This is a genomic window from Bacteroides sp. D55t1_190419_B8 (assembly GCF_015558905.1).
GTDB lineage: Bacteria > Bacteroidota > Bacteroidia > Bacteroidales > Bacteroidaceae > Bacteroides > Bacteroides vicugnae.
Window position 1 is genome coordinate 120,998 of the sequence record NZ_JADMOU010000004.1, and the last position, 23,205, is coordinate 144,202.

At 40.8% G+C, this 23,205-nt stretch carries 17 protein-coding genes; 14 read left to right on the forward strand and 3 right to left on the reverse strand.

The window, feature by feature from the left end; all coding sequences use genetic code 11:
• Positions 1–3: 3 nt before the first annotated feature.
• A complete protein-coding gene (locus tag I2I13_RS05450; RefSeq protein ID WP_195649032.1) occupies positions 4–1,395 on the reverse strand; it encodes a transporter substrate-binding domain-containing protein in 1,392 nt (463 codons plus the stop codon).
• A gap of 17 nt (positions 1,396–1,412) precedes the next feature.
• The gene (gene udk, locus I2I13_RS05455; protein ID WP_148366109.1) at positions 1,413–2,024 is read right to left on the reverse strand and encodes a uridine kinase; all 612 of its coding nucleotides are present in this window, start codon (positions 2,022–2,024) and stop codon (positions 1,413–1,415) included.
• A gap of 108 nt (positions 2,025–2,132) precedes the next feature.
• On the opposite strand from udk, the gene I2I13_RS05460 reads away from it, so the two are divergent.
• The 11 genes from I2I13_RS05460 (at position 2,133) to I2I13_RS05510 (ending at position 17,649) form a co-directional block, all read left to right on the forward strand.
• Positions 2,133–2,432, forward strand: coding sequence for a Dabb family protein (locus I2I13_RS05460; protein WP_004296927.1), 300 nt, complete (start codon positions 2,133–2,135; stop codon positions 2,430–2,432).
• 14 nt (positions 2,433–2,446) lie between these two features.
• On the forward strand, positions 2,447–4,504 hold the full coding sequence (locus I2I13_RS05465; RefSeq protein ID WP_195649033.1) for a cytochrome c biogenesis protein CcdA: 2,058 nt from the start codon (positions 2,447–2,449) through the stop codon (positions 4,502–4,504).
• A gap of 150 nt (positions 4,505–4,654) precedes the next feature.
• A complete protein-coding gene (locus I2I13_RS05470; RefSeq protein ID WP_099146403.1) occupies positions 4,655–5,257 on the forward strand; it encodes an RNA polymerase sigma-70 factor in 603 nt (200 codons plus the stop codon).
• A gap of 86 nt (positions 5,258–5,343) precedes the next feature.
• Complete coding sequence (locus tag I2I13_RS05475; RefSeq protein WP_195649034.1) at positions 5,344–6,333, forward strand: FecR family protein; 990 nt, start codon at positions 5,344–5,346, stop codon at positions 6,331–6,333.
• Between the two features lie 208 nt (positions 6,334–6,541).
• Entirely contained in the window at positions 6,542–9,985 is a 3,444-nt protein-coding gene (locus tag I2I13_RS05480) for a TonB-dependent receptor (protein ID WP_195649035.1), read from the forward strand.
• Positions 9,986–10,008: 23 nt separating this feature from the next.
• A complete protein-coding gene (locus tag I2I13_RS05485; RefSeq protein ID WP_195649036.1) occupies positions 10,009–11,400 on the forward strand; it encodes a RagB/SusD family nutrient uptake outer membrane protein in 1,392 nt (463 codons plus the stop codon).
• Positions 11,401–11,427: 27 nt separating this feature from the next.
• The gene (locus I2I13_RS05490; protein ID WP_195649037.1) at positions 11,428–13,392 is read left to right on the forward strand and encodes a PQQ-binding-like beta-propeller repeat protein; all 1,965 of its coding nucleotides are present in this window, start codon (positions 11,428–11,430) and stop codon (positions 13,390–13,392) included.
• A gap of 6 nt (positions 13,393–13,398) precedes the next feature.
• Positions 13,399–14,280: a sugar phosphate isomerase/epimerase gene (locus I2I13_RS05495; protein ID WP_148366118.1), complete on the forward strand. Its 882-nt coding sequence runs from the start codon at positions 13,399–13,401 to the stop codon at positions 14,278–14,280.
• 1 nt (position 14,281) lies between these two features.
• Positions 14,282–15,340 carry an MBL fold metallo-hydrolase gene (locus I2I13_RS05500; RefSeq protein WP_148366119.1) on the forward strand — a complete coding sequence of 353 codons (1,059 nt, stop codon included), beginning with the start codon at positions 14,282–14,284 and terminating at the stop codon, positions 15,338–15,340.
• Between the two features lie 20 nt (positions 15,341–15,360).
• Positions 15,361–16,260, forward strand: coding sequence for a glycerophosphodiester phosphodiesterase family protein (locus I2I13_RS05505; RefSeq protein ID WP_195649038.1), 900 nt, complete (start codon positions 15,361–15,363; stop codon positions 16,258–16,260).
• 12 nt (positions 16,261–16,272) lie between these two features.
• Positions 16,273–17,649 carry an MFS transporter gene (locus I2I13_RS05510; protein ID WP_195649039.1) on the forward strand — a complete coding sequence of 459 codons (1,377 nt, stop codon included), beginning with the start codon at positions 16,273–16,275 and terminating at the stop codon, positions 17,647–17,649.
• Between the two features lie 150 nt (positions 17,650–17,799).
• Here I2I13_RS05510 and I2I13_RS05515 read toward each other — a convergent pair whose 3' ends face one another.
• The gene (locus I2I13_RS05515; protein WP_148366122.1) at positions 17,800–19,365 is read right to left on the reverse strand and encodes an ATP-binding protein; all 1,566 of its coding nucleotides are present in this window, start codon (positions 19,363–19,365) and stop codon (positions 17,800–17,802) included.
• 154 nt (positions 19,366–19,519) lie between these two features.
• Between I2I13_RS05515 and I2I13_RS05520 the strand changes: the two genes are divergently transcribed.
• From I2I13_RS05520 to I2I13_RS05530, 3 genes are all read left to right on the forward strand, one after another.
• A complete protein-coding gene (locus tag I2I13_RS05520) occupies positions 19,520–20,176 on the forward strand; it encodes a DUF2490 domain-containing protein (RefSeq protein WP_148366123.1) in 657 nt (218 codons plus the stop codon).
• A 306-nt stretch (positions 20,177–20,482) separates the two neighbouring features.
• A complete protein-coding gene (locus tag I2I13_RS05525) occupies positions 20,483–22,387 on the forward strand; it encodes a fimbrillin family protein (protein WP_195649040.1) in 1,905 nt (634 codons plus the stop codon).
• A 73-nt stretch (positions 22,388–22,460) separates the two neighbouring features.
• Positions 22,461–22,952, forward strand: coding sequence for a PaaI family thioesterase (locus tag I2I13_RS05530; protein ID WP_004296910.1), 492 nt, complete (start codon positions 22,461–22,463; stop codon positions 22,950–22,952).
• The last annotated feature ends 253 nt before the right edge of the window (positions 22,953–23,205 follow it).

Below are 23,205 nucleotides of genomic sequence, written 5' to 3' on the forward strand. Positions count from 1 at the left end.
ATTTCAAGCTTTTATTTTCTTTTTGTAGGATTCGTAGCGCGACATAATATCTCGAACGAAATTGTAAGTCTCGATGCCACGGAAATATCCGTTTTTGCAGACAGGATCGTTGAAGTATTCTTGATTGCTTTTAAGCAAGATGAAGTTTTCTACATTATCTTTCCATACTAATTTGTTCTTCCCGTATTTTTCGGCTAGTGCCATTGCATCATATATATGTCCCAAACCGGCATTATAAGATGCCAGGATAAAGTTGAGCCGCTCCTGTTTGTCGGGAATCATGCTGAAACTCCGGTCGGTGGCGGTAATATATTTGATAGCTGCTTTCACACTTTCCTCCGGATTCTGCTCTTTGCCGGGAGGTACTCCCATTGCACGTGCAGTGGCAGGCATCAACTGCATGAGTCCTTTGGCGCCTGCCCAAGATACAGCTGTGGTATCGAAATTGGATTCTGTATACGCTAATGATGCAAGCATACGCCAATCCCATCCGATATCTTTGGAATACTTTTTGAATAAATGGTCATAATGGGATATCTTTCCTTCTTTTAAGGAGAGGATAGGAGAGTGCGGCATCATTTTACTATTCTCAAAATAACGTTTCATACTGGCTGTGTAAGCAGGAGAAGTCATGTTTTCCTGATGCCATTGGGTAGCGGCGGCTGCCAGTTCGGGACTGTCTTTTCGTACCGCCCATGAAGACCGTTGATCGAAACTGATGGACAGATCGATATTTAAATTGGGATAGTAGGTCTTGTTAAGTTTGGCTAAATCATTGTCGGCCACCGTATACGGAATTTTTCCTTGCGCTACTTGCGTAATCAAGTCCTCAATAGTGATACTGTCATTGGTGACTTCATGAATCTGGATACCTCCTCCTAATTCACTGTTCAGATTGACGAGACGGTCATAATATTTCCCCGGTTTTACGTATATATCTTTTCCGACCAGTTCGGTTACATCTTCCAACGGCTTCTGTTTTCCTCTCCCTTGCTGAACAATTACCTGGTGAGTAATTACATCTTCGCCACAATAAAGAAGACTGTCTTTCCATTCTTTGGTGATTGGCAGATTATAGGCAATCATGTCTCCTTCGCCTGCCAATAATTTTTGGATCATTTCGTTGACGCTGTTGGCTACTTCAATCCTAAGTTTTAGTCCCAGACTTTTAGCAAACTGTTCACTAAGTTCATACTGGAACCCCATTTCTTGTCCCCGGTAAATGAAATAGGAAGTAGAACTATATAATGTCAATACAACGAGTTCGCCACTATCTTTTATTTGTGGAAGATCACGCGCTGTCTCATCCATCTTGTTATGATGCTTATTCCGGCATCCGAGCATACAACAAAATAGAATAAGAAATAAAGGAATACTCAGTGTCTTGACATTCATTTCTTAATTTTTAATTTTTAATTCTTAAGGTGCTTCTTGATGTACATGGTCAGTATATCAATAGCTACCTTATTACTGCCTCCTTCGGGTACAATAAGGTCGGCATATCGTTTGCAAGGTTCGATAAATTGCAGGTGCATAGGTTTTAAAACCCGTGTATAACGTTCCATTACAGCTTCGGCAGTACGTCCGCGCTCAATGACATCTCTTTGGATGACACGTATCAGGCGTTCGTCGGGATCGGCATCAACAAATATTTTGAGGTCCATCATATTGCGCAGCTTTTTATCACATAAGGCAAGGATTCCTTCAATGATAACCACTTCACGAGGTTCGATATGAATCGTTTCGGGCTGACGCGTACATGTGAGATAAGAATAAGTGGGCTGTTCAATACTCTTTCCTTCTTTCAGCATCATGACATGCTTGGAAAGCAGACTCCATTCAAAAGCATCCGGATGGTCAAAATTGATATTCTGGCGTTCTTCAACCGGGACATGACTACTGTCTTTGTAGTATGAATCCTGTGGTAAGAGTACTACCTCTCCTGCGGGGAGGCTTTCTATAATTTTCCGTACGACGGTGGTCTTTCCGGAACCCGTTCCGCCTGCTATTCCTATAATTAACATCTCTTTAAGTGTATATTTGAACCAAATAGAGTATTTTTGCATTACTATTAATGTGGTAAACACATTAACAAGACAAATATAGAAACAATTCATTAAAATAACAACGTAATGGTAAAACACATTGTATTATTTAAGTTAAAAGACGAAGTTCCTGCTGAAGAGAAACTGGAAGTCATGACTAAATTCAAGGAAGCGATAGAAGCTCTTCCTGCTAAAATTTCTGTAATTCGCAAAGTAGAGGTCGGATTGAATATGAATCCTGGTGAAACATGGAATATTGCGCTTTACAGTGAGTTTGATACACTAGAAGATGTTAAATTCTACGCAACACATCCCGACCACGTGGCTGCCGGAAAGATTCTGGCTGAAACGAAGGAAAGCCGTGCGTGCGTAGACTATGAATTATAACCCCCAAGATAAAGATGAGAAAAATAATCTCTTTCCTGCTTTTAAGCTTTGCTGTATATGCATTGCAAGCGCAGATCAAAGATCCGGTAAAGTTTAAAACAGAGCTGACACCTCTCTCCGATACGGAGGCAGAGGTGGTGTTTACAGCTACCATAGATAAAGGTTGGCATGTTTATTCTACCGATCTGGGAGATGGCGGTCCTATTTCCGCAACATTCAATGTTGATAATAAGTCGGGTGTCGAGCTTGTTGGCAAGCTGAAGCCTGTAGGCAAAGAAGTATCTACTTTCGATAAATTGTTCGAAATGAAGGTACGCTATTTCGAGAACACAGCAAAGTTTGTGCAGAAAGTAAAATTTACGGGTGGAGCTTACGCAATCGAAGGTTATCTGGAATACGGAGCTTGTGATGACGAGAGTTGTCTGCCTCCTACTCAAGTGCCGTTCAAGTATTCCGGAGTAGCAAAAGCCGGAAATACTGCTGCAACGAAAACAGAGCAACCGGAGCAAAAGGTAGCGGATAAGCAAAAAGAAGAACCCGTTCCTGCTGCTACGAAAGATTCTTCTGCAATGATGGAGCTGGTGTCTGCAACTACAACCGAAGCTGCTACGGATATTCAGCCTGCTGTTGCATCGGGTGATCTTTGGAAACCGGTAATCAGTGATTTACAAGCCTTAGGAGAAGAGCATGGCCAGGAAGACATGTCCTGGATATATATATTCATTACAGGTTTTCTGGGTGGATTATTGGCATTGTTTACCCCTTGTGTATGGCCGATTATTCCGATGACAGTCAGTTTCTTCTTAAAACGTAGTAAAGACAAAAAGAAAGGAATTCGTGATGCGTGGACATACGGTGCATCTATCGTAGTGATTTATGTGGCATTGGGCTTGGCTATTACTTTGATTTTCGGAGCCAGTGCATTAAATGCTTTATCTACCAATGCTATTTTCAACATTCTCTTCTTCCTGATGCTGGTGATTTTTGCTGCTTCATTCTTTGGAGCGTTTGAAATCAGGCTGCCGTCGAAGTGGGGAAATGCGGTAGATAGCAAGGCTGAATCTACGACCGGATTGCTAAGTATTTTCCTGATGGCTTTCACGCTTTCGTTGGTATCTTTCTCTTGTACAGGTCCGATTATCGGGTTCCTGCTGGTACAGGTATCTACAACAGGAAGCGTAGTTGCTCCGGCAATCGGTATGTTAGGATTTGCCATTGCTTTGGCGTTGCCGTTCACACTCTTCGCCCTGTTCCCGTCTTGGCTGAAATCGATGCCGAAGTCCGGCGGATGGATGAATGTTATCAAGGTTACGCTGGGTTTCCTCGAATTGGCATTTGCACTTAAATTCTTGTCAGTTGCTGATTTGGCTTATGGTTGGAGATTGCTTGACCGCGAAACATTCCTGGCTTTATGGATTGTCATCTTTGCTTTGCTTGGATTCTACCTGTTGGGCAAGATCAAATTCCCGCACGATGACGATGATAATAAGGTGGGAGTCACCCGCTTCTTTATGGCGTTAATCTCTTTAGCATTTGCCGTATATATGGTTCCCGGTTTGTGGGGAGCACCATTGAAAGCCGTATCTGCATTTGCTCCGCCTATGCAGACGCAAGATTTCAATCTGCATAAGAATGATGTACACGCGAAATTCGATGACTATGATTTAGGAATGGAATATGCCCGTCTGAATGGAAAACCGGTTATGCTCGACTTTACCGGATATGGTTGCGTAAACTGCCGTAAGATGGAGGCAGCGGTATGGACTGACCCGAAAGTGAGTGATTTGATTAATAACGACTACGTATTGATTACACTTTATGTAGATAATAAAACTCCGTTGACCGAACCCGTGAAGATTATCGAAAACGGTACAGAACGTACTTTGCGTACTGTAGGCGATAAATGGAGCTATCTGCAACGTGTGAAATTCGGAGCTAATGCCCAGCCTTTCTATGTATTGCTGGACAATCAGGGTAAACCGTTGAATAAGTCGTATGCTTATAACGAAGATATTCCTAAGTATATTGAATTCTTACAGACCGGATTGGAGAATTATAAGAAAGGGAAATAACGATTGCTCTGATAATGTCTGGTCTTGAATAATGGATAAATAAAAGCGGTCTCATCGAAACGGTGAGACCGCTTTTATTTTTTTATTTCAGAAAAAATACATACGTTTGTAACATCATAACAATACCTTTGTGCCCAAAATAAAGAAAATATGTACGCAACAGACACTCTTATAGATGATCGGGAATTAGTTCTTCGCCTGATAGACGGAGATGAAGAGGCCTTTTGCGAACTTTATGCCGCTTATAAGAATCGTTTGCTCTACTTTGCTCTGAAATTCGTCAAGTCGCGTGAATTTGCGGAAGATATTTTCCAGGATGCATTTACAGTAGTCTGGCAAACTCGTCGTTTCATCAATCCCGAAGCCTCTTTCTCTTCCTATCTTTATACTATTGTGCGTAATCGTATTTTGAATCAATTGCGGGACATGGCTAATGAAGATCAGCTGAAAGAACAGATTCTTTCTCAAGCGATTGATTCAACGAACGAAACGAATAATCATGTTCTGCTCAATGATTTGAAAGAGATTATTGCCCGTGCGTTGGAGCAATTAACGCCCCGCCAGCGTGAGGTATTCAAAATGAGCCGTGAACTTCAGATGTCTCATAAAGAAATAGCCGAAGCATTGGGTGTTTCTGTTCATACGGTGCAAGAACATATTTCTCTTTCTCTAAAAGTGATTCGTTCCTATTTGACTAAATATTCAAGTACATCAGCCGATGTACTTTTGATTCTATTGTGCTTGAATTTATAATAAATGTTAATCATACCCTAGCTCTTTCTTACTTTTGTGTATTACTTATACAAAGGGAAGGAAATTAATATCCTTATTTTGAATATATGATGAAAGATACTAAGACAGAAAAAGATAAATTGCATCGCTACTTGGATGATCTTTATACCCGGGAAGATGCTTCACAGTTATTGCAAAGTATTAAGGATTCAGAAAACCAAGATATATTGGACGAACTGGCAGCAGAGGTTTGGGAAGAATCCGGGAATCTGCAACCTGGTAATGATTTGGAGCGGGAGAAATATAAGAGAGAAGCACGCCAATTGCTGAAGCGTATTGAACACAAAAAACGTACATGGTTCCGCCGGGCTTCTGTGGTGGCAGTCAGTACAGCGGCTGTAATAGCCATTATCATAGGGAGTGTCAACTTTTTCCGGTATATGAATGCACAACAGGTCACACTGGCTGAAATCACCACTTCCTTTGGTGAGAAAAGACAAGTGACTTTGCCGGACGGAACTCTTTTGGTTCTGAACTCTTGTTCGCAAGTGCGTTATCCGGATCGTTTTGTTGGAGATCTCCGTGAAGTGGAACTTGAAGGTGAGGGATATTTCCGTGTTGCCCGCAATGAAAAGATGCCATTTATTGTGAGGACGAAGCGGCTGGATGTTCAGGTGTTAGGTACCCGATTTGATGTAAAATCCTATTCAACAGATGAAATAGTGTCTGTGAGTGTGGAGAGTGGTAAGGTACAGGTTGATTTACCGGAAGCGATGATGAGGCTGACTGCTAAAGAACAGGTGCTTATCAATACTGTTTCCGGAGAATATAGTAAGAAAACGGAGGATAGGGGAGTGGCTGTCTGGATGAAAGGCGGGTTACGTTTTTACAGTACACCTATCCGCGATGTGGCAAAGGAACTGGAACGGGTATATAATTGCCGGATTACTTTTGCTTCCGGTCAGGATTTCAACAACTTGATTACCGGCGAACATGATAACAAGAGTTTGGAAGCGGTACTTAAATCCATTGAATTTATCAGCGGTGATATCAAATATAAGAAAGAGGGCATCCATGTGCTTCTTTATAAAGAATGAGATGAATAATAGATAATGTTTAACCTTTTAAAAAATAATAGATGAAAACAGCTCCTTCATGAACCTCCCCAAAATGATAGAAGCACTCCAAAGGAATGCCTCTATCCGCAATCCGGACGGATATTCATAAGCTTCGACCCAAATGAATAACGTATCGCGCATTGCTTGTTTTTAATAACTTTAGTCAATTACTAAAACGCACAAATTTATGAATAATCTTCTTATTTGTAAAGGGATAAGTAAAAATAGCTGTTCGTTTTTAGCTTTTTTACTATTCACCTTCATTTTAATAGCTCCGGCTGCTGCTCAGACATTGAAAGAGCATGATATTACGCTTCGTGTGCAAAACGAGCCGGTAGAGAGTGTTTTCAATAAAATCAGCAAACAGACTAATTTTAAGTTTCTCTATGATCAGGAGACGGTGAACAAGGCTCCGAGAGTTTCTTTCGACATTAAAAATGCTTCATTAAAACAGATTCTGGGAGAAATTACTTCCCAGGCCAAGCTTTATTTCAATAGGACCGATCATACAATTGCTGTCAGCAAACAGCCGCTTAAGAAAGAAGAAACTGCTCAACGTACACGTACTATACAAGGTATTGTTGCAGATGATAAAGGAGAACCGGTGATTGGTGCCAGTGTACAGATTAAGGGAGAGGGTAGTGGTACGATTACCGATATCGACGGACGTTACTCAATCATGAATGTACCGGAGTCTGCAACATTGACCATCTCTTATATTGGATATAAAACGGTAAATATCTCTGCAAAGGATAAAAATACGGCGAAAATCACGTTGGTAGAAGATAGTAAGATGATTGATGAGGTAGTAGTGGTGGGATATGGAGTTCAGAGAAAAAGAGACGTCTCTACTTCTATTTCTTCCGTGAAAGCTGAACAAATTGCGGACGTTTCTGCTTCAGACTTTCGTCAGGCGTTGGCGGGTAAGATGCCGGGGGTACAGGTTACACAGCCAAGTGGTGATCCGGAGGGAAGTGTAAGTATCCGTGTTCGTGGTATCAGTACGGTTAATGCCGGTAGTGATCCTCTTTATATTATTGATGGCGTGCCGGTAGAACGTGGATTTGCCAATCTGAATAATAATGATGTCGAATCTGTGGAAGTTTTGAAAGATGCTTCGTCGGCAGCTATTTATGGTAGTCGCGGTTCCAACGGTGTCATTATTATCACGACCAAGCAGGGACAGTCGGAAAAGATGAAAGTGCAGTATGATGGATATTATGGCATCCAGAGTGTTTCGAAGAAACTTTCAATGATGAATGCATATCAGTTTGCCGAATTTGCAAAGGATGGTCATGACAACGCTTATCTGGATGCTAATCCCGGAGGGTCACCGGATGACCCGAACGGAATGCGCCCGAACTCATGGGAACGTATTCCTACCGAACTCTTTCCCTATCTGAATGGTGATAAGGGGTTGACGGATACGGATTGGCAAGATGCTATTTTTCGTACTGCTGCTACTACCAGCCACAATGTTTCTATTTCCGGCAGAGGAAAAACAGTCGGCTATTTCATTTCTGCCAACTATTATGATAAAGAGGGTATTATAATTAATTCCGACTTTAAGAAATATAGTATGCGTATGAATTTGGACGGGAAATATAAAAGACTGAAATTCGGTCTGAATTTCTCGCCTTCCTATTCTACTTCCAATCGGGTAGATGCTTCCGGATCTAATGGTATTGTGCAATCGGCATTGATGATGCCTCCGGTATGGCCGGTGTATAATGCGGATGGCAGCTATAATTATCAGGGAAACGGCTATTGGAGAATTGGAAATGACTATCAGCATAATGCCGTATTGAACCCGGTAGCTATGGCAAACTTACAATCGGATGTCGTAGACCGTATGGCGATTGTCGGAAAAGTTTTTGCTGAATTGGAATTGTATAAAGGGCTTACCTATAACATTTCTTTTGGTGGCGATTATTACGGTTCGCATAATGACCAATATCGTTCTTCGGAACTTCCTTTATTGGGACAGAAGTATTATGATGTAAAGTCAAATCCGACAGCCTACAGTTCATCAGGTTTTTATTTCAACTGGTTGGTGGAGAATAAAATCAATTATAACACAACGATTAAGGATGCTCATTTTATCAATGTGGTCTTAGTACAGTCGGCTCAAAAAGAGACATATAAAGGAGATAATGTGACGGCAACCGATTTCCCGAACGACTATATACAAACAATTTCCGGAGGTACGGTGACGAAAGGTGCATCTGATAAAACCCAATGGACGATTGCTTCTTATCTGGCACGTATGCAGTACAGTTATAAAGGTAAATATATGGCTTCGGCAGCTATTCGTGCAGACGGTTCTTCCCGTTTTGGAAAGAACAATCGGTGGGGATATTTTCCTTCAGCTTCTTTGGCGTGGAGAATAAGCGGAGAAGACTTCTTTACGAAGGCTAGGTATCTGTCGTTTGTTGATGATTTGAAGTTAAGAGCGAGTTATGGAGTGACCGGTAACTTCCAGATTGGCAATTATGATCATTTGTCTCTGATGGCTTTGGATAATTATGTGCTTGGTACAGGAAACGGACAATTAGTGAATGGTTACAAGCCAAGTACCATAAAGAATGAAGATTTGAGTTGGGAAAAGAATGCGATGGTGAATGTGGGCATCGATTTACAGATGTTCAAAGGATTGCTGGGACTGACTGTGGATTATTATAATACCAATACCTCTAATATGTTATTGAATGTACCGGTTCCCCACCTGACCGGATATAGCACTGCATTGATGAATATCGGTAAAGTGAATAATAGGGGATGGGAAGTTGCCTTGACCTCACAGAAGAATATAACTAAAGATTTCGGTTATTCGTTCAATGCCAATTATGCCACTAATACGAACGAAGTGAAGGCACTCGGTCCGGGTAATGCTCCTATCATATCTACCGGTAGCGTAGATCATGCTTATTACATAACGAAAGTCGGTGAACCTATCGGATGTTATTATCTGTTGGTGCAGGATGGAATTTTCTCCAATGAAGAAGAATTAAAGAAGTATCCTCATTTTAGCAATACCCAGCCGGGAGATTTCCGCTTTGTGGATGTCGACGGGGATGGAGTGATGGACTTGGATAAAGACCGTACGATCGTAGGTAACTATATGCCCGATTTTACTTATGGGTTTGGTGGTAAAGTCTGGTTTAAGGGATTTGACCTTGATTTTAATTTTCAAGGAGTATATGGTAATGAGATTCTGAATCTGAATCGTCGTTACATTGATAATCTGGAAGGTAATACCAATGGTACCACTATAGCCTTGAACCGTTGGAAAAGTCCGGAAGATCCGGGAAACGGTCAGGTGAACCGCGCCAATCGTAAGTCAAAGGGGTATAATGGCCGTACTTCAACTTGGCATCTGGAAGATGGTTCTTATCTGCGATTGCAGAATGTGACGCTAGGATATACCTTGCCGAAGAACCTGACTCAACGCTTTTTCGTGGAAAAATTGAGAGTTTACGTTTCAGGACAAAACTTGTGGACTTCGACTGGCTATAGCGGATATAATCCGGAAGTAAATGCACGTCCGAGTAATTCTCTTTCACCGGGTGAGGATTATGGAACTTATCCATTGGCTAAAACATTCTTGTTTGGGCTGAACATAACACTTTAATCATCCTTTAAAATACACGTTATATGAAAAAATATAAACTAATACTACTCCTATCAACTGCCTTGTTATCAGTTGCTTGTACAGATAGTTTCTTCGATTTGGAACCGAGTAGCAGTGTGCCTACCGACAAGGTATATAAGACAGCGGAAGATTTTAATGTAGCCGTGATAGGATGTTACTCCAAATTGCAGACACAAGTTTCCTATTTTACAGAGTGTTGCGAATATCGGAGTGATAATCTGACATTGAGTGCGCCCACCGCCGGAACTCAAGACCGTTATGATATCGATCAGTTTGCAGATAAAGCCTCTAACGGAATTCTGGAAGATGCTTGGGCGAACTTTAATAATGGAGTCTATCGTTGCAATCTTGTATTAGATAGAATTGATGAGGCCAACTTCGATGCGACTCTGAAAAAACAATATAAAGGCGAAGCTCTTTTCATCCGTGCCCTTACTTATTTTAATATGTATCGTTTGTGGGGAGGGATACCGATGACTAATAAGGTGGTGACAGTGGCAGAAGCTCTTAAAATCGGGCGCAGTTCCGATCAACAGGTTTATGATTTTCTTGTCGGTGATTTGAATCAGGTTATTAATGAAAATATGTTGCCGTCTTCTTATACAAGTGCCGATATGGGACGTGTGACTTCCGGTGCTGCAATGGCGTTGCTCGGCAAGATTTACCTGACTTTCCATAAATGGACGGAAGCTCGCAATGTGCTATCCCAACTAGTGGGTCGGTATTCTTTAATGACTACCCCCGAACAGGTGTTTGACGTGAACAATAAAATGAATGATGAGATTATTTTTGCTGTTCGCTTTAATAAAGATGTCGAAGGAGAAGGACATGGATATTGGTTCTCTATTATTAACCTGACTGATGATACCAATCAGACAAAGTCTCTGAAAGAGTGTTACAAAGAGGGAGATAAGCGCAAAGATCTGATTACCTATGTAAAGGTGGAAGATAAAGTATGCGTGATGAATAAATTTAAAGATGTCAAAAGTGCGACCTATAATACGGTCGGTAATGACCAGATTATTCTCCGTTATGCCGATGTGTTGTTGATGTACGCCGAAGCTTTGAATGAAATCAGTTATAGTAATTTGCAGAATTCAGAAGCTATGGTTGCTTTGAATGCCGTACATACCCGTGCCGGATTGTCTCCGCTTCAGATAACAGAGCTTCCCGATCAGGATAGTTTCCGTAAAGCGATTATGTTGGAACGTCAACAGGAGTTTCCTTATGAGGGACAGCGTTGGTTCGATTTGGTACGTATGGGAGGTGCTAAGGAGGCTATGAAAGCAGAAGGACATATTATTCAGGACTACCAATTCCTGTATCCTATTCCAAAAACGGAGTTGGAAAGAATAAACAACACAGAACTGTTGTGGCAGAATACGGGATATTAATAGGATTAAACTAAAAGAAATCAAACGATGAAAAAAATACTATATAGCTTGTTGTTTATTTTCACGGTAGTCTTTACTGCTTGTGAAGAAGATCTGCCAAAGGCAAGTTTCGATTTATATGAACTGAAGTCACTAACGGCAACAGCCGGAGATATGAATGTGACTCTTTCCTGGGAAGCATACGAGAATGCCCGTCCGAATGAATATTTGATTCTTTGGACTTCCGGATCATCAGAAGCGGAAGGAGGCGAGATGACTGTGGATGCAAAAACAATGACTGCCACTATCAATAATCTGGTGAATGATGTTGCTTACACTTTTTCTGTGCAACCTCGTTATGCAGGAGGATTGGCCAGTAAAACTACTGCTGCCTGTACACCGAAGAATGCAAGATATCCGATTTCTGATCTGACGGCAGCAGCCGGCAATGAAAGAGTGCGTTTGAGATGGACGAAACCTGCAAGTGAACGTTTCACTCGCTATCAGGTTAGCGTGAATCCCGGTAATCAGATTATCAATCTGGATGATACTTCATTGGAGGAATACATCGTTGATGGTTTGACTAACGATCAGGAATATACATTCAATGTAGTCTGTGTTTATCCTACAGGCAATTCTATTGCGGTGGAAACTTCTGCTACTCCTGGGTTGATCTATCCTATTCTTGCTAGTACGGAACTGGTTGTGTGGGAACCTTCTACCTTTGCTTATAACGATATGTATTTCATGACTGGTGAAGTGAAATCGGTAAGTTGGGATTTTGGTGATGGTACGACATCAGGAGAAAACAATCCGGTACATGCTTTTGCTACTACCGGTACTTATACAGTGGCCGTAACGGTGACTTATGTTAATAATACCACCGAGTCGGGCAGTCTGACTGTCACGGTCGGCAATTATAAATGGAATTCTGTCGATTTGAACTTCGGTGGGCTTACCGGATATGTAAAGACCTCCAATCCGGTGTTCTCTCCGGATGGAAAAACAATGTATATCCCGACATCTACTCCTGCAGGTCATTTGTTTGCTATTGATGTAGTGAGCGGTGAATTTAAGTGGGTGTTTGCTATCAGTCAGATAACCTATGGTGGAGGTGCGTTGGTGGCTCCTGATGGTACAATCTATCAGTGTGTAAGAAATGCTGCTATTAATAATGTATATGCTATTAATCCGAATGGAACTCAAAAGTGGGCAGTAAAATTGGATGCTGCGATAGGAGCTTTTCCTGCATTGTCGGTCGATGGTATTCTTTACTGTCTCACCAATAAGAGTACGCTGTATGCGTTGGATGCATCCAGTGGTGCTATTAAATGGCAACAATCACTTGACGGAGCAACTGGTAGTGCTGTGGCTATCGATAAAGACGGAAATGTTTATGCAGGTACAAGTGCTGCTATTTATGCTTTTAAACCGAATAAGGATCAGATATGGAAATTGGAAGAAGTAAATGTGACGGAACAGGCTACGTTTGCTTTGAAGGAGCAGGTGCTTTATGCGACTTTGAAAGGGGGCGGACTTGTTGCTGTTGATATGACAAACGGGACAAAGAAATGGACGTATCCGACTACGAAAGGGGATGCTTATTTCCCGATTGCTGATAAAAATGGCAATGTCTATTTTACGGAAAAAGGATCGCAGACTGTTCATGCAGTAAATGCCGCCGGATCTAAAATCTGGGAGAAAAATGTGGGTAATAATTTGAATTACAGTGGAGGTGCTTTGAGTACGGATGGTATTCTTTATGTAGGTACCCAATCGAATAACAAAGTGCTGGGACTCGATATTACTAATGGCAACATTGTTTTTGAAGAGACTGTGGGGCAACAGGTCATGGCAGCTGTTACCATCGGTCCGGACAAACGGCTTTATTGCGGAACAATCGGATCTAATAATATCGGTTCAGTAAAGGCTTTTGCTGTCGATAAGACATTAGCAACAGACTCATGGAGTATTCGTGGTGGTGATATTCAAGGTACAAACCGTCAAAAGTAAGCGATAATGAGAGTTTCTGTTTTTATCTTATTTATGGCGATGACAATAGGGTTATATGCACAGAAATATAAAGTAGGTACGACTACAGCTTTGTGGAAAGTACCTGCTTCCACAGACTTTTCTCAAGCCCGGTCTGTGGGGGTGGAGTATGTGGAAGTAGCATTTAACCAGTGTTATAGAGGAGTTCCGGCAGGTGAAGTCATCCCTCGTATTCGGGATATGAAAGCAAAAATTGATAGTGCCGGTATCAAGGTCTGGTCTATACATCTTCCTTTCTCACGCACGTTGGACATATCGGTGCTGGATGAAAAGAAAAGGAAAGAAAATGTAGATTTTATGGCGGAGATGATTGGACAGTGCGCTCAATTTCAGCCGAAGTGTTTAGTGTTGCATCCTAGTTCCGAACCTATCGCTGACAGTATTCGGGCACAAAGAATAGCTAATGCTTCCCGGTCTATCGCTTATCTGAAAAAATATGCGGATCAAATAGGAGCACAGTTGTGCATCGAAAATCTGCCGAGAACTTGTCTGGGTAATACTCCAGAAGAGCTTTTGGAGATAATCAAAGATATTCCGGGTGTGAAGGTTTGTTTTGATACCAATCATTATACTAAAGGGACGACAGAGCATTTTGTAAAAACCGTTGGTGAACGTATAGGTACTATACATGCCTCGGACTTTGACTTTGTCAACGAGTGTCACTGGCTTCCTACACAAGGTGACATTCAATGGGGAAAGTTAATGCATGCACTCGAAAGAATCGGCTATGAAGGAGTTTTCATGTATGAAGCTACCAAAGACCATGAAAACGGCAACACGCGTCCGACACCGGAACGGGTGGTTGAGACTTTCAATAAAATAATTAATGACTATAAAAATCAGAAATAAGATGGATATAATAAGAAAAATACAATATTTACTGTTTTGCCTTTTGGCAATAGGTTTTGTTGCTTGTGATGATGATGACAGCAACAGTACCGAAACAGGTCATGAAGGAATTCTTACGCAATTGGCAGAGGAAGTAGATGCCACTGCGGAACAGTTGTGGAGTTCTTCTCCTTTGATTGTCAATGCCGGACGTACCACTACTTTGACCAAGATTCAGGGATATGCGGATCAATGTAAAGATGATTATTTCGTCAGTTATCTGAATGGCTTCGATCAGGCGAGTACGAGTATGGAAAAGTGTGATCCGATTATCTATTTTTATCGGAGTGCATTTGATCGTGTGATGGATGGAATTAAAAACTCAAAAGTAGAAAATGGTACGGCAGCGATCTGGTTACTCTATAATATGGGATATGTGGTAAAAACTCCGTCAGGATGTTTTGCTATTGACATTTCTCATCGTTGGGCGAAAGAACTGGCACCTTATATTGATTTTCTCTGTGTTACCCACAAACACTCCGATCATTATAATAATGATCTTATCCAGGCTATGTTTGATTTAGGTAAACCGGTGTTGTCCAACTATCTGAAAGACACGACATATCCTTATACTGCAAAGGGGGATAAAGATTATGAAATTGGAAAATTCAAGATTAAAACTTGTATCACCGATCACAACAATTCCGGCTTATCTAATTTTGTGACTGTATTTTCGATTGATTGCGGGGAAGATACTGGTAACTTCGTCTTTATGCATGTAGGAGACTCCAACTATAAACCGGAACAATATACGAATTTGGCTTCTCATGTGAATGTCTTGATACCGCGTTATGCTCCCAATGCTCTGACCGAAAATAATATTCTGGGTTCAGGTGCGGGACAGGTGGAACCGGATTATGTCTTGTTATCACATATCTTGGAACTGGCTCATGCAGGTGTTGATGAATCGAGATGGTCATTGGATATGGCACTCGAACGGGCTTCGAAGATTAACTGTGAACAGACTTATGTACCAATGTGGGGAGAAAAACTGGTCTGGAAAAACAATAAACTGAATTAAAATACTTAATGTTTGAACTTATGAAACGGATATGTAACTTCATACTTCTTCTGTGTTTGGTGCAACTGGCTGTTGCCCAAAATAGAATAGCTGAAATCAGAGAAAATCTGCTGGGAAATCATCCGGATAAAATATTGGTTGTATCCCACCGGGCTGACTGGCGTAATGCCCCGGAAAACTCATTGCAAGGTATACAGAATTGCATTGATATGGGTGTCGATATGGTGGAGATCGATTTGAAAAGAACCAAAGACGGACATTTAGTAGTGATGCATGATAAAACGATCAATCGTACCATGTCCGGAAAAGGACTGGTGGAAGATTATACATTGGCTGAATTGAAAGCAATGCGTCTTAAAAATGGAGTGGCTTGTAAGACAAGACATCAGATTCCTACATTGGAAGAAGTGATGTTGCTCTGCAAAGGTAAGATTATGGTAAATATTGATAAGGGGTATGACTATTTTCAGGAAGCTTATATCATACTCGAAAAGACGGGAACGGTTGACCAATGTGTTATCAAAGCCGGTCTTCCTTATGAACAGGTGAAAGCCGAAAACGGTGCTGTATTGGACAAAGTGATTTTTATGCCTATAGTACAGTTGCATAAAAAAGGAGCCGAAGCTATTATTGACAGTTTTCAGACTCACATGAAGCCTGCTGCTTATGAGTTAGTGTTTGATAATGATAGTCCGGAGGTGCTTAATCTGATAAAAAAAGTGCGTGATACAGGTTCTAAATTGTTCATAAATTCTCTTTGGCCTGAATTATGCGGTGGTCATGATGACGACCGTGCAGTAGAACTTCATCAACCGGATGAAAGCTGGGGATGGATCATTAATCAGGGAGCCAAATTAATTCAAACTGACCGTCCTGCCCTCTTATTGGAGTATCTGCGCAAAAAGAAGCTTCACGACTAAATAGACTTTCTCATGTTGAAACAACTTATAAACTTTTACAAGGTCTCTTCACCGAGACCTTGTAACGGGGAAGCTTTGTCTTCATCCGACTCACAGCATCTTCATTCCGAGGCCCGTCGTCTTAAATACCTGAAATGGTCTACTTTCCTTTCAGCCACTTTCGGTTACGGTATGTACTATGTTTGCCGCCTTAGTCTGAATGTCGTGAAGAAGCCCATAGTAGATGAAGGGATCTTTTCCGAAACGGAACTGGGAATTATCGGTTCGGTATTGTTCTTTACTTATGCCATTGGGAAATTCACGAATGGTTTCCTTGCCGACCGTAGCAATATCAATCGCTTTATGACTACCGGTTTACTGGTCACGGCTTTGGTCAACCTTTGTTTAGGTTTTACCCATTCGTTCCTTCTGTTCGCTATACTTTGGGGAATTAGCGGATGGTTCCAGTCTATGGGAGCCGCCTCTTGTGTAGTGGGACTTTCCCGTTGGTTCTCGGATAAGGAACGGGGTTCCTATTATGGCTTCTGGTCTGCCAGCCACAATATCGGTGAAGCGTTGACCTTTCTGATTATTGCGTCTATCGTTAGTGTATTGGGTTGGCGTTACGGTTTCTTTGGGGCAGGTATCGTGGGGTTGATTGGTACATTGATCGTCTGGAAGTTCTTTCATGACACTCCTGAAAGTCAGGGCTTTCTTCCAGTGAATATTCCCAAGGAGAAAAAGGAGATGAGCGTTACGGAAGCGGCTGATTTCAATAAGGCGCAGCGACAGGTCTTGTTGATGCCTGCTATCTGGATACTGGCTCTTTCGAGTGCTTTTATGTATATTAGCCGTTATGCCATCAATAGTTGGGGCGTTTTTTATCTGGAAGCGCAAAAAGGATATTCCACCTTGGATGCCAGTTTTATTATTTCTATCTGTCCGGTCTGTGGAATTATCGGTACCATGTTTTCGGGAGTGATTTCTGATAAGCTGTTTGGCGGTCGTCGTAATGTGCCCGCACTGATATTCGGATTGATGAATGTTTTTGCGCTTTGCCTGTTCCTATTGGTGCCGGGTGTACACTTCTGGATAGATGTACTTGCCATGGTTCTTTTTGGGTTGGGTATCGGAGTTTTGATCTGTTTTCTAGGTGGCCTGATGGCTGTTGATATTGCTCCCCGTAATGCTTCTGGTGCAGCATTGGGAGTGGTGGGTATTGCCAGTTATATTGGAGCCGGATTACAGGACGTAATGAGTGGTATTCTGATAGATGGTCAGAAGACGGTTCAGAACGGAGTCGATGTTTATGATTTCACATACATCAATTGGTTCTGGATTGGTGCAGCTCTGCTGTCAGTACTCTTTGCATTATTGGTTTGGAATGCAAAATCAAAAGAGGCTGATTAGTTTCAGGTATGTTAGATATATCAGGTATATTAGGTTAGATTGAAAAAACTTGTTTCCAAAAGAGGATGACAAATGTTTATTTTCAATGGTATCGGTTTTTATTTCGGGAAGTTTGTAGCTACGATTCTTCCCGAAATGTTTTTATCATATTTATGTCGTTTCTGCCAGCCAACGATTGATATTACGGGTTTCCGCACTAAATTCCACACCAATTTTCACTATTTCCCGGTGGTCTTTCTGATAAGGAATCAGATATCCTTTCTCATCAATCTGTTTCATTGCTTCTTCTGCGGTTCCATTTAATTTGAACTCAAACACATAGACATATTTCGGTGTTTTAACTACAGCATCGGCACGTCCACGGGCGCTGCGTACTTCTGCTTCCGTGAATTGTCCCATCAGTTTGAATACGAGATAGAAGATAACCTGATAATGACGTTCAGTCTGGTCATTCAATTCATACGGAATATCGGCAAAGAAAGCCTCCAGACGAGTGAGGAAAGATTCATAATTACCTGTGCGTAATTCCTGAATGAATTTTCCGATATAAAATCCCTGATCGTTGTTCTTCATTGGAGTGTAAAACGGAACAAGGAAATTAATGAATCCATAGCGCACTTCATCATTCGGAAAATCAAGTAGATAGTTCTGAAACTCTCTGTCGTAATCCTTAATAGTCAGATATCCACTTTGATAAATCAGCGGTACGGGATTATTAGCATCCATTCTATATTCTGCAAAAGAAGAGGCGGGTGCTTCTATACCATTTAATAAAGTACGGAGATCATACTCACTTTTTTGCAATAATTCAACCAAGAATGTCGGTGTGCCAGTCTGGAACCAATAGCTACCCAACTCCAATTTGCTGAAAGCATTCAATACACTAAACGGGTTAAATACTCCTTCGCCATTCGGATGAAAATGATAACCGTCATAATTGCGTTCCATTGCAGTGACCACCTCTTCCGGTGTCTGATTGTTTTTGCGGCCGAAAGTTTCAATTTCGGGCTTGAAAGTACTTTTTAGTTCTTCGCGGGTGATACCGCAAAGCGTGGCGTAAGAATAGTCCAGACTAATGTCATTCAACTGATTCAAGTCACTGAATACGCTGACTTGTGAGAACTTCGTAACTCCGGTCAGGAAAACAAAACGGAGATATGCGTCAGCACTTTTCAATACTCCATAAAAGGCTTTCAATGTCTGACGATATTCTTCGAACAATTTCGGACGGGTAATAGCCTGCAAAAGAGGTTTGTCATATTCGTCTACCAATACGACGACACCTTTTCCTGTTTTCAAGGAAGCTTGTTCGATTACATAACTAAAGCGCTCCTCAGGGCTACGGTCTTTTTTCTCATCACCATAAATAGCTTCCCATTTTTCTAAATATTGGTTTAGCATTGCAATTAAATCTGCTGCCGTTTCATATTTTTTGGCATTCAGATCAAGATGTAAAACCGGATGCTGTTCCCATTTCGTCTCCAGTTGTTCAATAGCCAAACCATTGAATAGTTCTTTTTTTCCTTGAAAATAAGCATCGAATGTAGAAATTAATAAGCTTTTACCAAAGCGACGTGGCCTGCTTAGAAAATATGGCTTTCCTAGGTTAGCCATACGCCATACAAGTGCTGTTTTATCCACATAAAGATAATTATCCTTCCGTATCCCTTCGAATGTCTGTATTCCAATAGGAAGTTTACGCATCAAGTTGTCCATATCCGATGATTTTAGAGTTTCTTACGCAAAGATACAATATGCAAATGAGAATTTAGACAGAATACGAATATAATCTTTTCAGAATCTTTTCAGTATCATGATTTTTCTTTGCGTAGAATAATTTACTATCTTTGCTACTTTAACCCGAAAATCAATGAGTAGAATAATATTAAATACTAAGACTTGGCTATTATTTGTGCTGTTGTTTGGAATATCATTTTCTGCATGGGCACAAAGTGACGATTTCAATACATGGACTAAATTCAAGGTAAATCATAAGATAGATTCCCGGTTTTCAGTTTCAGGTGATTTGGAATTGCGCATGAAAGATGATGTGAGAAAGTTGGATCGTTGGGGGCTTATTGTTGGTGGAAGTTACCGGCCTTATTCGTTTCTGAATCTGGGTGTTGGCTATGAAACCCATCTTCTGAATCTGGGTGATTCGGATTGGAAGTTCAGACATCGTTATTATATAACTACCACTGCCAGTTTTCGCTATCAATGGCTGAAAGTAGCTGTAAGGGAAAGATTTCAGCAGACTTTTGATCGTGGAAATTCTGAAACTCGTTTGCGTTCCCGCTTGAAATTGTCTTATGCTCCTACAAAAGGAATTGTTTCTCCCTATTTCTCTGTTGAAATCTATCAGAGTCTGGATGATGCTTCTTTTTGGAGAGCCGATCGTATGCGCTATCGTCCCGGAGTGGAAATAGCTTTAGCCAAGCGTTGGTCGTTGGATGCATTCTATTGTTATCAATATGCATCTTCACAAGGCAGACACATTGCCGGAATAGAAGTGGGGTACTCTTTCTGAAATTGGTAGGCTCTTAATATAGTAATGTGAGAGCTTAATCCTTGATCTCTGACTGGTTATTTATAACTTATTGGTTATTTGTGTTTTAATTTGAAATGTAAAATTTTCCTATAGAAACTATACTTCGGTTTAATATAATTATATACTTTTGTTTTCAAGACATCAAAATGATATCTTGAAATTGATGATTCCACAGTACAACAGACGTGTTGTTCAGTATCCCATAACTGAAAGCGAATACTTCCTCTTATGCCATTCTTTCTGTTCAATCAAAAGTTTCTATTGGGAAATTAAAAAATAAATGTGATGAAACTATTTTATAACCTACAAAGGGGCGTGGGTTTACTTGTTTTTTGTTCTATCTTGCTTGGTGCTTGTGTGAACCATATTTCGGAGGAAGAGGGGGATATTGTTAATGATGGAGATATTCCATTGAAGTTTATCGCTGATATTCGTGAGTCGGTTGATACCCGTATGGCAAATAATAACTTTGCCGAAGGGGATGAAGTCGGTCTGTTCGCTCTTGCCGGAACTACTACAATGCAAGAAGAACGTTATGTGGATAATCTTCATTTCATACGTTCATCTAATGGTGAGTTTGAATCTAACGAGTCGGTATACTATCCGGATGATGGAGTTACATTGGATTTAATCAGTTATTATCCTTACCAAAAGAGTGGAGTGGGGATAGGGGAGAGCATCATGCAGGTAGCGGTTTCAACGACTCAAAATATTTCTGATGATTATTCACATTCTGATTTCCTGATTGCTTCTAAAGAAGATGTATCAGCCAGTAAGGAGGCGGTCGCTTTAACCTATAATCATCAGTTTTTTCGTCTGAAAATTGTTCTTGTTCCTGGAGAGGAAGAGAATTTGGAAGATATGTTATCCATTAAGCCTACACTTTCGGTGAGTGGCTTTTATACTAAAACAAGTTATGATTTTCAGAAAAAAACTTTCTCTGGTTATTCCGAAGAGAAGGATATTATTCCTGCAGGAGAATGGGGGATAGAAGACGGTCGACTGATAGGAAAGGAATTTATTCTGATACCGCAGGAGGCGACTCCGGGATACCAATACATAACGTTGGAAGCTGCAGGAAAGTTATATACAAGTCTATTACCATCTACTCTACAATTAAAAAGTGGAAAGCAGCGCGAATTGGAAATAAAGTTTGTATCAGCCGAAGATGTATTAATGAGCAAAGTGAATGGGGAAATCGGAGATTGGGATGGAACCGAAATAGATCATACTGAATCGGTCACGCTTCATAAATACATAGATGTCTCGAAGTTGACTTTTCAAAAGTCGAATGTGTATAAAGTGTTACATTCGGGAAAGCAAGTAGCCGAAATATGTAAGGAGTATCTTGTTACTCCGGAATTTTCTTCGCAGGCAATCGTTGCCTATCCGATGGGAGAAAATGGTAGTGTGGACTTATCTCAAGGCGTTGTGGCACAGTTGCTAGGAAAACCCGGAAAAGTGAATGGAGGAAGTGTATCATGGAATATGGAAGATCACTCATTGGCCTATGTTGACGGAACTTTGCCGATTCGTAATAATGTATATGTGATGGCAGACGGAACCGTTTCTTTATCCGTTACAACGGCAGATGACATACTATCTGTTTTGGCATTGGAAGATATCGCTCGTGATGTACGTGGAAGAATCATTCATAATTATCCGTTAGTGAAGATCGGAACTCAATATTGGATGCGGGATAATCTGGAGGTATCTTCGTATGTCGACGGTGAAGCACTTCCCAGACTGGATGCAGTGACAGCGAATGTTCTCGGATATCTGCAATCTGCTACGGAACACTATTTTTATACAGCTAATGTAGCACTTTCTAATAAAATTCTACCTATTCATTGGAGTATACCGGATTGGAAAGACTGGAACATTTTAAAAGACTATCTGAATGGAGAGGCTTCTTTGCTGAAATCAGGTACTTGGTTACCTTTGAAAGCGGGAGAACAGGTACAGCCTGCAACTAATTTATCCGGTTTTAATGGAATACCTGTAGGAATGTATGTGGGGGCTTTTCAAACTGATTATGAGAAAAAACATCTGGCATATTGGACACTGGATAATGCAAATGCTGCTATCGACGCCAAGGTTTTCTATCTGAAAAGCGATACGGATATCATTGAAGAATCTAATGCAGGTGTTGATACAAAAGCCTTTGCCATTCGTTGCATAAGAAAGTAAATCGACGAAAAAGGCTTCTCTTTTCCATAAATTGCTTATATTTGGGAAGTAAAACTAACTAAAAGAGAGAACTATGAAGAAGATAATAAACCCCTGGAAAGGTTTGGAAGGGTACAACTGCTTTGGTTGTGCTTCCAATAATGAAGCCGGATTAAAAATGGAATTTTACGAAGATGGTGACGAAGTGGTCAGCATTTGGAAACCACGTCCCGAATATCAAGGCTGGATTGATACCTTGCATGGCGGTATTCAAGCTGTCTTGATGGATGAAATCTGTGCCTGGGTTATACTTCGTAAACTACAAACCACGGGAGTGACGTCGAAGATGGAAACTCGTTACCGGAAATCGATTGATACTAAGGATTCTCATATAGTACTGCGTGCGTCTATTAAAGAGGTAAAGCGGAACATCGTTATTGTTGAAGCAAAGTTATATAATAAGGATGGAGAAGTCTGTACAGAATCAGTTTGTACTTACTTTACTTTCTCGAAAGAAAAGTCGAAAGATGAAATGCATTTTTCGAAATGCGATGTAGAATCGGAGGAGATATTACCATTAATTTGAAATAAAAACTCAAGTTTTTGTGATAAATGTTTGGTAGTATCAAACAAATACTTTACTTTTGTCGCAGTTAATAGAAGAAATATGAAATATACAGCTACACATCATCATCATCATTTTCCTAACGAATAATCGGTGGGCGTGGATGATATTGTGTATAACTATATAAACGATAACGAAGGCTTACCGAATACGGTAAGCCTTTTTTGTTTTTCAACGCAGATTGTATTTGTAATTAATAAATTAGTAATTAAAT